The sequence below is a fragment of the Arthrobacter sp. CAN_A6 genome (genome assembly GCF_015751715.1).
Taxonomy (GTDB): Bacteria; Actinomycetota; Actinomycetes; order Actinomycetales; family Micrococcaceae; genus Arthrobacter_D.
In genome coordinates, this window is the sequence record NZ_JADOUV010000027.1 from 1 (window position 1) to 11,542 (window position 11,542).

At 63.7% G+C, this 11,542-nt stretch carries 10 protein-coding genes and 3 riboswitches; of the genes, 4 read left to right on the forward strand and 6 right to left on the reverse strand.

What is annotated here, in order from left to right; translation table 11 throughout:
- Positions 1–254: 254 nt before the first annotated feature.
- A complete protein-coding gene (locus IWX75_RS17915; RefSeq protein WP_196823454.1) occupies positions 255–629 on the reverse strand; it encodes a restriction endonuclease subunit S in 375 nt (124 codons plus the stop codon).
- A 77-nt stretch (positions 630–706) separates the two neighbouring features.
- On the opposite strand from IWX75_RS17915, the gene IWX75_RS17060 reads away from it, so the two are divergent.
- Positions 707–1,971 (forward strand): IS3 family transposase gene (locus tag IWX75_RS17060; RefSeq protein WP_334684447.1). Its coding sequence is split into 2 segments (ribosomal slippage): positions 707–1,010 and positions 1,010–1,971, totalling 1,266 coding nucleotides; the frame shifts between segments, so codons are not numbered across the junction.
- Between the two features lie 220 nt (positions 1,972–2,191).
- Here IWX75_RS17060 and IWX75_RS17065 read toward each other — a convergent pair.
- From IWX75_RS17065 to IWX75_RS17080, 4 genes are all read right to left on the reverse strand, one after another.
- Positions 2,192–2,992, reverse strand: a complete 801-nt coding sequence (locus tag IWX75_RS17065) for a 3-oxoacyl-ACP reductase (RefSeq protein WP_196823455.1) — start codon at positions 2,990–2,992, stop codon at positions 2,192–2,194.
- Positions 2,989–4,536 carry an acyl-CoA reductase gene (locus IWX75_RS17070; protein ID WP_196823456.1) on the reverse strand — a complete coding sequence of 516 codons (1,548 nt, stop codon included), beginning with the start codon at positions 4,534–4,536 and terminating at the stop codon, positions 2,989–2,991. Before IWX75_RS17070 ends, IWX75_RS17065 begins: the two co-directional genes overlap by 4 nt.
- Complete coding sequence (locus IWX75_RS17075) at positions 4,533–5,741, reverse strand: LuxE/PaaK family acyltransferase (RefSeq protein ID WP_196823457.1); 1,209 nt, start codon at positions 5,739–5,741, stop codon at positions 4,533–4,535. Before IWX75_RS17075 ends, IWX75_RS17070 begins: the two co-directional genes overlap by 4 nt.
- Entirely contained in the window at positions 5,738–7,201 is a 1,464-nt protein-coding gene (locus tag IWX75_RS17080; protein WP_196823458.1) for a sodium:solute symporter family transporter, read from the reverse strand. The genes IWX75_RS17075 and IWX75_RS17080 overlap by 4 nt, the downstream gene beginning before the upstream one ends.
- Positions 7,194–7,308, reverse strand: a riboswitch (TPP riboswitch). It overlaps the preceding gene by 8 nt.
- Before the next feature lie 134 nt (positions 7,309–7,442).
- Positions 7,443–7,545: riboswitch (TPP riboswitch) on the forward strand.
- Between IWX75_RS17080 and thiM the strand changes: the two genes are divergently transcribed.
- The 3 genes from thiM (at position 7,537) to thiD (ending at position 9,898) form a co-directional block, all read left to right on the forward strand.
- Positions 7,537–8,370, forward strand: a complete 834-nt coding sequence (gene thiM, locus IWX75_RS17085) for a hydroxyethylthiazole kinase (RefSeq protein WP_196823459.1) — start codon at positions 7,537–7,539, stop codon at positions 8,368–8,370. (Overlaps the previous riboswitch by 9 nt.)
- A 50-nt stretch (positions 8,371–8,420) precedes the next feature.
- Entirely contained in the window at positions 8,421–9,038 is a 618-nt protein-coding gene (gene thiE, locus IWX75_RS17090; protein WP_334684448.1) for a thiamine phosphate synthase, read from the forward strand.
- Positions 9,026–9,898 carry a bifunctional hydroxymethylpyrimidine kinase/phosphomethylpyrimidine kinase gene (thiD, locus tag IWX75_RS17095; RefSeq protein WP_196823461.1) on the forward strand — a complete coding sequence of 291 codons (873 nt, stop codon included), beginning with the start codon at positions 9,026–9,028 and terminating at the stop codon, positions 9,896–9,898. Before thiE ends, thiD begins: the two co-directional genes overlap by 13 nt.
- Before the next feature lie 78 nt (positions 9,899–9,976).
- Here the strand turns inward: thiD and IWX75_RS17100 are convergent, their stop codons facing one another.
- Positions 9,977–11,269: an MFS transporter gene (locus IWX75_RS17100; RefSeq protein ID WP_334684449.1), complete on the reverse strand. Its 1,293-nt coding sequence runs from the start codon at positions 11,267–11,269 to the stop codon at positions 9,977–9,979.
- Positions 11,262–11,370, reverse strand: a riboswitch (TPP riboswitch). It overlaps the preceding gene by 8 nt.
- Between the last annotated feature and the right edge of the window lie 172 nt (positions 11,371–11,542).

Sequence of the window (11,542 nt, forward strand, 5' to 3'; positions counted from 1 at the left end):
ACGGCATGACGCCGAAGCACTACTGGGAGAACTGGACGCAAGAAAACCAACTAGCTATCGCATAGACGCTGGACTGCTAACGGGGGCCCAACCATACTCGTACGCTTGTGACTGCAATAGGCGGATCAGCTCACGCTCAAGTTCAGCCTCGGTCTGATACGCTGCCTCCGCTTTCGGGTCCGGCACGTACTCAGCGACGACGGTGCTCTCGCTGGAGACAGCGATCGGATCGTACTTCCGGGGAGTTGCCTCACTCATACTGATAGCTCCTCGAATATCATTAGACGGTCACGGTGGTACTCGTACTGCTTCCCACGAGCCGCAAGCTCAGCAGACAGGCGAACCCTAAGGTCACTTACGAGAGACCCCAATTCGTCAAGGATCGCCAAGATCCTGCGTTGCTCCTTAAGCGAGGGCAATAATATTGGGTAGTTCCGAACCTTCTGCGCGTTTAGGTTGGACTGCGAGCCTTCGCCAAGCCCCTTAAGTCGTTCGTACTCGTTTGCAACCCAATGGAATACATAGCGGTATTCAGCCCGCGAAGGATCGATTTGCAAATTGCAGCACGCCTGGTTCGTCGTTAACGGAATCTCGTTGATGGCGACCTTCGCAGCTGTGGCTCCATACATGGCCACAATCACGCAGTGCGCGGTGAACCGCCCTGGGTTTGTTGGGGACTTCTGATCTTGGAAACGAGAATAGAGTCATGGCAACGAGTCAGGGATCTGGGAGGCCGACGGCACGTCGGTATTCGCCGGAGGAGAAAGCTGCTGCAGTCCGGATGGTGCGGACCTTGCGGGCGGAGCTGGGTACCGAGCACGGAACAGTGCATCGAGTCGCATCGCAGCTGGGATACGGGACGGAGTCGGTACGGGCATGGGTGCGTCAGGCAGATGTTGATGATGGCCAGGTCCCAGGGGTGAGTACCTCGGAAGCCAGGCGGGTGCGTGAGCTCGAGCAGGAGAACCGCGAGCTGCGCCGCGCGAATGAAATCCTCAAGCGCGCCGCGAGTTTCTTCGGGGCGGAGCTCGACCGCCAACACCGGAAGTAGTCGCGTTCATCGACGCGAACAAGAATGACGTCGTCGAGGGACGCAGGCTCGGAGTCGAGCCCATCTGCGCGCTGCTGCAGGTGGCTCCGAGTACCTACTACGCCGCGAAGGACCGCGCACCGTCGGCACGAGCGGTCAGCGACGCGGTCCTGACACCAGAACTGGTCACACTGTGGGACAACAACTACCGCGTTTACGGTGTCCGTAAACTCTGGAAAGCCGCCCGTCGTGCAGGGCTCGACATCGGCCGCGATCAGACTGGCAGGCTGATGCGCGCGGCTGGCATCGAGGGTGTGACCCGTTCAAAGCGTGTGAAGACGACGAGGCCGGATCCAGCTGCGACGAGGCACCCGGACTTGGTGAACCGGGAGTTCACCTCGATAGCGCCAAACCGGCTCTGGGTCACCGACCTGACCTTCGTTCCGACGTGGGCTGGTGTCGCGTATGTCTGCTTCATCATTGACGTGTTCAGTCGGATGATTGTCGGGTGGCGGTGTGCGTCACATATGTGCACCGAGATGGTCCTCGACGCGATCGAAATGGCGCGGTGGGGCCGCGGCACTCACCATGATGACCTGCGCTGTCACAGCGATGCGGGCAGTCAATTCACGTCGATTCGCTACGGCGAACGCCTTGCGGAGATTGGCGCAACGCCGTCGATCGGGACCGTCGGCGACAGCTATGACAACGCGCTGGCCGAGACCGTGAACGGTTACTACAAGACCGAACTCGTCCGAGGTCCCGCCCGACTTGGTCCGTGGAAAACAGTTGAGGACCTTGAGCTAGCGACCCTCGGATGGGTTCACTGGCACAACACTGAACGTCTGCACGGCTACCTCGGCGACATTCCACCCGCAGAATTCGAGCAGGCGTTCTATGCTGGCAAAACCAACAACACTCAACTGGTGGAAATCAAATAGCGCGAGTCTCCATCAAACCCAGAGCGGTTCACATATGTAGTTCTTAGAACCTGCGTCAGCGGCAGATGGGGTTTTCCTGGTGGTACCGGGCTGCGTTATCCGCTGAGTTGCGAGGCAGAGGTTCAGGCTCCGCTGAAAGTCTGGTGGGCGCCGAAGTTTTCTAGGGCGGCGCTGAAGCGCTTAAGATCGATGCGTGCGTCAGTTGTTGCTCTTGTTCTGGTCATTTCATGATGAGCCCGCCGTCGACGAACAGGCAGGCTCCGGTCACGAAGCTGGACCAGCCGCTGGCAAAGAACAGTACGGAGCCGGCTACGTCTTCAGGGGAGGCCAGACGGCGTAGTGGTGTGGCTGTTTCGAGTTCGTCGCGTTGTTCGTCGGTGGTGGCGTGGCTTGAGTCGGTGGGGAAGACGAGTCCCGGCGCTATGCAATTGACGGTGATGCCGAAGGGTCCGAGTTCGGAGGCCAGGTTGCGGGAAAAGCCCAGGAGAGCCATTTTGGCGGTGGTGTAGTCATGGTACGGGACGCTGGGGCGTTCGATGAGGTCGGTGACGAGATTGATGATCCGTCCGCCGCCGGCCGTTTTCATCCCCGGCAACACCGACCGGCAGAGATTGAAGGCGCCACCAACGCTGCCCTCGAATTGTCTCTGGTAGTCCTCCCAGGAAATGTCCCACGCGGTGCCGCGGGTCAGTGGGTCGAACGTGTAGCTCCGCAGGGCGTTGTTGACCAGCAGGTTGACGGGACCGAAGCGCTCGGTAACCTCAGCGACCATCGCGGCTACGGCTTCGGGGTCGGTAACGTCGGCGGCGTAGGCTTCAGCCCGGCCGCCCACTGCTTCGATGTCCTCGACGACGTGTTGCGCGGCGTCTCGGTTCTGCAGGTAGTTGACGACGACGGTGGCACCGTGGGCCCCGAGGGCCCGCGCGATTGCGGCCCCGATGCCGCGGCTGGAACCCGTCACGATGGCCACGCGGTCACGCAGCAGGTCACTGGTACCCAGATCAGATCCGAAGGCAGTCATGGCTGCCTCCGTGAGGAGACCTGCCGCGCCGGCAGGGTCCATTCGGCGTCGTAATGTTCCAGCGCCGCCTCGGCGGCTCCTTCGATGTCGACCCAGCGGACCAGCGCTGTCAGGTTTCCCCGTCCGTCGTGATGCCACCCGGCTGCCGGTTCGGGCATTTGCCCGACGGCGCAGATACGATCGACGCCGCACCGGCCCAGGGCCTGCGCCCAGTCGGTCAGCCGGTCGGGTGAGCAGGCCACACCGGCGGTCTGCAGGTAACGGCGCACGGGAGCGGCGAGGCGTTCGACGTCGCCCATTCCATCGACAGGGTGCACGCGCAGGAACCGGTTCAGCGGTGAGGGTTCGAAACGCTCCGGTTCTTCTTCGTAGATCACGGTCCAACCGGTGCCGGTGTCACTGGTGAACAGCTCGATCCTGTCGTCATTGTAGGCCCGGAACTCGTAGGAGGACCGGAGACGCTCGATTATGGCGCTTTCCTCCAGGCTGAGGCGGGCGCGTGGTTTGCTCCGCTCGAAGCGGCTCATTTCGGCTGCCAATGCGGCGGCGAAGGTCTTGGGATCCACTGCTCCGCCGCGTTCGATGAACAGGCAGTGCGGGGAGAGGCACCCCTGCTGGTCATACTGAGAAGCATCGTGTGCTGCCCGGCGGGTGGTCTCGGTGTAGCGGTTGAGTGCCAACGCTTCCCGGCCGATGACGGCGAAGCTCATTTTGTGCCCGTACGGCACAAACGGCATACCGGGAGGCAGGCGTGCCGCCACACTTTCGATGGCCGCCCGTCCGCCCGTGGCTGTGACGGCCTCGGAATGACCGAACGCCACCTGTTCAATTTCCTCGTCCCCTCCGGGCCAGTGCAGGATGGCCAGGCACGCGGCGAGGTCGGGGTCTTCTTCGGCGAGGCTCCGGGCGAACAACACGGGAAATAATGGTTCACCGGAGGCGGATTTCCCCAGGGTGGCAGACTTGACCAGGAGCCCACAGATAAGGTTCCACACCGGCAGCCCCGGAACGTTGCCGGCGAAAATCTGGGTGGTCAACCTCGGCCCGTAAGCCTGTGAGCGTCCACCTGCCCGGTTCGGCTGGAAGCCGTCGAGCACCAGCGGATTCTCGAAGTCCTGGGAAAGGAATCGAAGCAACCGATCGCGGCGGAACGTCTTCAGATAGTCCTTCAGACCCCGGCGAACCATGTCGGGGGCATACCCGGTCACCGAGGGCAGCAGCTGTTCGGCCTGCCGCCTCCAGTAGTAGTCCGGAGCCGACCACCTGGCGGTCACCCGCCCGAGCGCCTCGACGATGTCCATCACCGGCCGCTCGGCAAGGTAATCGGCTTGGGCCTGAAGGAGCCGCTGGCACACCAGGTCGATCAGGGGTGGCGTCACGACCGGCATTCGCAGGACGACGCCGCCCCAGGACCGGGTTTCCCACATCAATTCGTGGAGCTCGGTTGGGCTGAGTTGAGGCAGGAAGAATCCGTCGTGCACCGGGCCCTCGGCGGGCGGGCTGCCTATGCGCTTTGGGGTTCCTTGTCCGGGTTTGACGGTCATGTCGATGGATCCCGATTTGCGGCGAGGATTTCGTCCAGGGCGATCGAGCATCCGCGGGCTTCGGTTCCTTCGGCGCGGCCCAGCAGGACGAACCCCTGTGCGCCCTGCTGGGGGCTGTCCAGCGCGGTGAGGTAGCCCACGTCTTCGGCGAGGACGGCCAGGCAGGAGCCCCTGTTGGCCAGATCGTAGTGGACAACCAAGCCCCGCTGTCCGGGTTCTGCGGATGCTCCGCTTTCCGGGTCCACCACGCGTATCCGCGTCCAGGCTGGGGCGGCTTTGCGGCGGGGCTGATTCTCGTTGCCCTGCCAGGAGTCCCGCAGGGTGGTGTCGTAGTACTGGGTGCTGATCTCGGTCATTCCGTAGTAGTTGACGCACCAGGAATCGGGTATTCCCAGGCGGCGGCTGAACTGGTTACGCAGCTCTTCGGCGGATACTTCGCGTGAGCGTCCCTTGAACCCTCCGGTATCGAGCAGGCGGCTTCCCTTCGGCAGGCGGAAGGAGAGTCCTTCTTTCTCGAAGGCGTCAAGGAGGTGGACGTAGGCAAAAGAGGTGCCAAGCAGGGCGACGGGTTCCCCCGTTGCCTCTGCCTGCTGCAAGGCCCCTGCGACGCGCCGCCACTGCAGGTCGTCGTCGTTCATGAAGTGGCTGCTGCCGGGTGCGCCGAAGAAGTCGACGAGCTGCCCGAAGAAGTAGGCGAGGGAGGAGTGCGGCTGGTCCTCCGGCGGGGCATTGAGGACCAGTAGGGGGATGCGTTCCCGGTCGGGCAGGAAGTAATGGGCGAAACCGGTCCGCAGGGACGCGTTATACAGGTGGAGGTGCGGGTGGTGGTTGCGTCCCCGCTGGGCGGGGTTGGTGCTGCCGCTGGTCATGAAGATCGCCTCGGCTTTTTCGGGCGGCTCGCAGGCAAGGGTGAGTTCCTTGAACGCGGTCAACGGCACGGCAGGGATGTGTTCCCAGCTGGTGAGCCTTCCAGGTTCCGCCCGGCGTGAGCGGCAGAAGCGCCGGTAGGCCGGATTGTGGTCGTACTGATAGGCGAAGAGCTCAAGGGCAAGCCGTCCGAATGCGGCATTATCCTCGTCCCCTACGGCGCTGCCGTGCTCGTTCGGCCCTGCCGGGGCGGCACCGCGCTCAATATAGGCCTGAATTCGCAGATCCAGCGCGTCACGGATCTCCACCTGCGATGAGGAGTCCGGTCTGGCGGTCATCGGATTGCCTCCGGTGTTTCGTTTGCGGGATCCCGTTGGTCACGCGACGACGTCAAGGGGGTTATCCGTGCGTCGAGGGTGGACAGGTCGGTGCTTCGGCCAGCCGCCAATGACACCACGATGGTGACGGCGGCGGAGGCGGACAGCGCGGCGAGGAACGGCGGCAACGCGAGTCCGTCCGAGAACGTGGCGACGGCAACGGCTTGGGGCAGGCTGCCGCCCACTACGAAGCCGTAGCCCACAGCGGCGGCGAGGCCGGCCAGGGCACCACTGACGGCCCCGGCGGTCGTGGAGCGGTGCCATAATCCCAGCAACGCCGGCACGATGGTGGCCGCGCAGAACAAATCGGCGATGAGGAAAAGGCGCAGCACCGAGAACCCCTGGAAAGCGACCAGGGCCGGGATGACGGTGAACACGACCGTGGCGATCCGCCCCCCGGTCAGACCCATGGCGGGGACGTGCGTGACAGCGACGGCGGCGAGGCCGTTCTGCAGCGTATCGACCGTCGAGGCGACCAGGGCCAGGGTGAGGATCAGGACTGCCGCAAGGACCCAAGTGGGTTGGAAGTCCAGCAGGGCAAAGAACGGAACAGGCGGTGTGCCAAGCGCGACGCCGTAGGCCGCGGCAAGGAGCCCCACCATGCCTGCCGCGAGAACCACCGGAAAGCGTGTCAATGCCCCGATCACCGCGCCGCGGGTCAACGCGCCCTCGTCCCGGGCCGCCCATACCCGCTGCCAGTAACCATTGTGGAACAGGGTGGTGGCCGTTACTGCCACGATCAGCGTCAATGCTGCCTCGACACCGGTCGCGTCCACGGTGAAGAGCGCCGCGTCGATCGGGGCACCCTCCCGCGACAGACCCACGAAGAGGAGTGCGGCGACCACGATCAGCAGGGCGAACAACAGCCATGACTGCCAACGGTCGGTACGGATCGAGGCGCGAAGCCCTCCGTACGCTGTGTACAGGGCGGTGATCGCCGCAACGGTAGCGATGCCAAGACGAGGGTCCACAACTGAGAGCCGTCCGAGCACCGCTCCTACCGCGGTCAGTTCAGCAGCCAGGGCCACGAGCATGTAAAGCATCGAAATCGCCAGGACATAGACGTGCATAGTCCGTCCGTAGCGGAGCCGGACAAACTCGATCAGGTTGTGGCCTGTCGGTACCAGTGCCCGCAACCGCCGGCCGACAAGGACCAGGCCGATCAGGGGAATGGTGATGGCAACCGCGTAGCCCAACACTCCGGCCAGTCCCGCGGAGGCACCGACCTCGGGGGCCGCGAAAAGGATCCACGCGCCTACACCGGAGGCGAAAAATGAAAGGCCCAGCCCAAGGCTGTTCTGGCTGTTGCGTGCCACCGCGAACTCTTCAAGGTCGCGGTCACGTCCTACCGCCAGGCCAACCCAGGCGAATACCCCAAGGACGATCGATAGAAGAACAATGGTGGTGGAAAATCCGAGCATCAGAGCACGTCCCTTCGCCGGCATTACCCGGACAGGTTCATGCGGTCGGCGACGCCTTCATTCGCCCTCTCAGCCTGGTTCCCGCCCAAGCTCCCGCTTTACAGGATCCGACTGTAGTCGCGCTGGTGCCCGCGCTCAAACCCCTTCGGTGTGTCTCCCATCCCGCGGGCCTTGACGGAAGCCGGGCGCGGTTTGACGAGTTGCCCTGCTCCAGGCCCGCGAGGCGAACGGCTAAGGTTGCAGGAGTGACACGGGGTGCTGACCGTTAAAAGTGCAGCTGAGAATCAAGACCCGTTGAACCTGATCTAGTTCGAACTAGCGAAGGGATGTCGCGGATGGCTATTCGCTATACATCGTCGAATTGTGCAGTGCTGCTTGAGGAACTGAGGGTCCGGAGCCCTCTAATCCAGTGCATCACCAACGCAGTGGTGAAAAATTTCACCGCGAACGTCCTCCTGTCTGTGGGCGCAGCCCCGGCGATGGTCGATATACCGGAGGAGGCCGGGCAGTTCGCGTCCGTGGCCTCCGGGGTTCTGATCAATCTGGGAACTCCGCGGCACGAGCAGCGGGCCGCGATGCTCGAGGCTGCAGCTGCCGCGAATGCTGCTGAAACACCGTGGGTGCTGGATCCAGTGGCCATCGGATCCCTGACCGTGCGCACCGAACTGGCGCATCAGCTCGTCGGGCTCCGCCCGCGCATCATCCGCGGCAACGCCTCCGAGATTATGGCTCTGGCCGGTGCTGGGGCTGGTGGCAGGGGAGTGGACTCAACGAATAACCCCCTGGAGGCGCTGGAGGCGGCAAGGCACCTTGCTGCCTCGTTCTCCTCGACGGTGGCAGTATCCGGTGCGGTGGATCTACTGGTCGGACCTGACGGGGAGGCTATAGGCATGGCGAACGGGCACTCGCTGCTGACCCGGGTGACCGGTGGTGGGTGCGCGTTGGGCGCCGTAATGGCTGCCTTTGCTTCCCTCACCGAAGATCCGCTGCTGGCGGTAACCGCGGCCACCGGGGTCTACACCCTTGCGGCGGAGCAGGCCGCGGCCCGGGCGCAAGGTCCGGGAAGTTTCGCGGTGGAGTTCCTTGACCGGCTGGCCGGTATCACCCCCGACAACGTCGTTACCGGACTGGACCTCCGCCCTGTGGATGCACTGGGCGGCATCCGATGAGCCGGGCGGATCTCAGAACAGACCCCAGGCAGTACCTGCCCCTGTATCTGGTGACTGATACGCGCCAGTGCAGCCCCCGGACGGTTGCCGCGGTTGCTGCCGCGGCGGTGGCAGGGGGCGTCACGATCGTCCAGGTGCGCGACAAGGAAGCTTCCTCCCGAAAACTGCTGCAGCTGCTGATGGCCGTCGCGGAATCCGTCGGTGACAGGGTGCCCGTGCTGGTTGATGACCGGGTGGACATTTTCCTGGCCGCACGGGTGGCAGGAGCAAAGGTCGCCGGGGTGCACGTCGGACAGTCCGACCTGCCAGCGGATTTGGTTCGCGCCCTGGTAGGTTCGGAGGCCATTGTCGGCTTGAGCGCGGCAACCGACGACGAGATTCGGACGGCCCACCAGTTGCCCGAGCGGACGGTGGATTATTTGGGGGTCGGCGCCGTCCACGCCACCGCGACGAAGGCGGATCATCCCCAACCGTTGGGGATCGACGGGTTCGGTGCCCTGATCGCCTCCAGTAGTCTGCCGTGCGTCGCGATCGGCGGGATCAGCAGCGCTGACGTGCGTCCGCTGCGCGCCGCCGGCGCCGCCGGGGTGGCCGTCGTCTCCGCGGTATGCGCAGCCGATGATCCCCGGGCAGCGGCCCAGAAACTGAAGGAGGAATGGTGTTCCTGACAGCGTTGACGCTGCGCGATGTCCCGCGGGTCCTCAGCATCGCCGGAACAGACCCGACCGGCGGCGCGGGGATTCAGGCCGACCTGAAAAGCATCGCCGCCCTCGGCGGGTATGGGATGGCGGTAGTGACATCCCTGGTGGCGCAGAACACCCGCGGCGTCCGCTCCGTGCACACGCCACCGGCATCGTTCCTCACCGAACAGCTTGACGCCGTCAGTGACGACGTGACCATCGACGCCGTGAAGGTCGGAATGCTGGGAGATGTGGCGACCATCGCCGTCGTCCGGGAGTGGCTCGACCGGGTACGGCCGCCACTGGTGGTGCTGGACCCCGTCATGGTCGCCACCAGCGGGGACAGGCTTCTGGCCTCAGACGCGGAGGCCGCGTTACGGGAACTGGTGGCAATGGCGGACCTGGTGACCCCCAATCTTCCCGAGCTCGCGGTTCTGGTGGATGAACCGGTCGCCGCTGACTGGCCTGCAGCTCTCGAGCAGGGCCGGAGGCTATCCAAGTCCTGCGAGACAGTGGTGCTCGTCAAAGGCGGTCATCTGAGCGCAGAATCCAGTCCCGACGCACTCGTGGATGCCGCCGGTCAGCTCGATGGTGCCGACGGAGGCGTCGTCGAATTCGTGTCCCCACGGGTGGCCACCAGGAACACGCACGGGACAGGGTGTTCGCTGTCCTCCGCCGTCGCCACAGCCATGGCGCGGACGGGTAATTGGACCGGTGCGCTCTCCCAGGCCAAGGACTGGCTGCAGGACTCGCTCACCTCCGCCGACGAATTGCAGGTGGGACAGGGCAACGGACCCATCAACCACTTCCACTTGCTATGGACTGCAGCAGGATCAACAACGCGCTGAGGGACAACCAACATCTTCCAGGAATGGCGGGATAGGTGCTTCGCGTCCCCCGAAACGGTGCAATTCTTTCCGCAGCCTTTATTGCAGTTGGTGTGTTTTGTCGGGTTCGGGGCCGGTGAGTCCGCCTATCATCACCAGGAGTCCGGCGAGAACGAGCAACAGGGCGATTGCTTCGTGGCGCCCCAGCAGATCCTGCAATGGGGGAAGGTAGTACGGGTAGAGGGCGGGAAGCACGATGGAAAGGCTGTAGCCCACGCCGTACCCGCTGGAGCGGACTGCCGCCGGGAAGCGTTCCACGAGGTAGGCGCCCACGGGGCCGTACCCGGAAACCGTCACGATCTGCAGGGCGACCACGAGCACCACGACGCCGTTGGTGCTTCCGGCGGAGAACACGCCGAGGAACGCCAGGGGAGCCAGAATGGCGCCGAGCACGCCGAATCCGATGAAAAAACGGCGTCGTCCGGTGAAGGTCGACAGGTGCCCGCAGGCGGCCATGAAGACCGCCGAGGTAGCGGTTGCGCACATCAGAGTGAAGGAGATGGCTTTGGCGTCCAGGCGTCCGTCGAATGCCAATTCACTGGTCAGGGTAGGAATTGCCATATAGGTGAACAGCCACAATCCGTTCATCAGGAGAAAGACCTGCCAGAGCGCGCGGCGGTGCTCGCCAATGAAAATGTCCTTGAGTGGATTCGCGCGTTTGGCTGACTGCTTCCAGACCGGGGCATCCGCAACACGGCTCCGGTAATAGATAAGCATGCCGAACGCCAGAAAGGACCCGAGCAGGAACGGGACCCGCCAACCCCACGCGTTGTAATGCTCAGCATTGAGCGCGCCAAGCAGGACGAACACCAGGGCGGCGATGCTGGCATTAGCCCACGGCGACATCCACATGATGAGTCCGCTGATCAGACCGCGCCGTTTCGGCTCCGACCACTCCATCGCCAAGGGAATCGCCGAGGTGTACTCACCGCCCAGGAAAATACCCCCAACGAATCGCAGTGCGACAATAGTCAGCAATGTTCCATCGCCGAGAACAGTGTGACCGGGGACCAGGGCGATGAGCAGTGTGGTCACCGCGATGCCAACCAGCGCAACCTGCGTTGTGGCCGCCCGGCCGATCCGGTCCGCTATCGGCCCGAAAATCGCGGCACCGAGTGGCCTTCCAAGAAGGGTCGCGACGAAGATCAGTCCGGCGTTACCTGCAAGGTTTTCCGGACCGAACAGGTGAGTAGCAGCCGGTGCCAGGGCGATGATAGGCAGGAAGATGTCGAACTGGTCGACGTAGTTGCCGAAAATCCCACCGCGGACGGCCCGCCGGGCATCGAGCGGCATGGTTTCGTGCGGCACAGTTGCTGAACTGTTGTGTGGCATCAAAGTCACTTCCTTCGCCGGCATTACCCGGTGCAGGTTCAACGGTCGAAGCCGCTTCAGCTTCCTCTCAGCCCGTAGCGCGGGCTCCCGTGTGGGATTGGTTTTCCAAACACTGGAAAGGTTTGGAGGTTTTTCTACCATCCTTCCACGCAGTTACCATTGCTGCACATCAACCCTTTGCGCTCGTCAAGTTTGTGAGACAGTTCTTTGTTGTTTCGGGTTACGCGGCCAGGGGTTCCTGGTCGCGGGTCTGGTAGGCGGTTAGCGCTGCTG

What these genes read in the sequence shown, in the direction of transcription:
- IWX75_RS17915 (WP_196823454.1), bottom strand. Translation starts at nt 629, where the DNA reads ATGTATGGAGCCACAGCTGCGAAGGTCGCCATCAACGAGATTCCGTTA.
- IWX75_RS17065 (WP_196823455.1), bottom strand. Translation starts at nt 2,992, where the DNA reads ATGACTGCCTTCGGATCTGATCTGGGTACCAGTGACCTGCTGCGTGAC.
- IWX75_RS17070 (WP_196823456.1), bottom strand. Translation starts at nt 4,536, where the DNA reads ATGACCGTCAAACCCGGACAAGGAACCCCAAAGCGCATAGGCAGCCCG.
- IWX75_RS17075 (WP_196823457.1), bottom strand. Translation starts at nt 5,741, where the DNA reads ATGACCGCCAGACCGGACTCCTCATCGCAGGTGGAGATCCGTGACGCG.
- IWX75_RS17080 (WP_196823458.1), bottom strand. Translation starts at nt 7,201, where the DNA reads ATGCTCGGATTTTCCACCACCATTGTTCTTCTATCGATCGTCCTTGGG.
- thiM (WP_196823459.1), top strand. Translation starts at nt 7,537, where the DNA reads ATGGCTATTCGCTATACATCGTCGAATTGTGCAGTGCTGCTTGAGGAA.
- thiD (WP_196823461.1), top strand. Translation starts at nt 9,026, where the DNA reads ATGGTGTTCCTGACAGCGTTGACGCTGCGCGATGTCCCGCGGGTCCTC.
- IWX75_RS17100 (WP_334684449.1), bottom strand. Translation starts at nt 11,269, where the DNA reads ATGCCACACAACAGTTCAGCAACTGTGCCGCACGAAACCATGCCGCTC.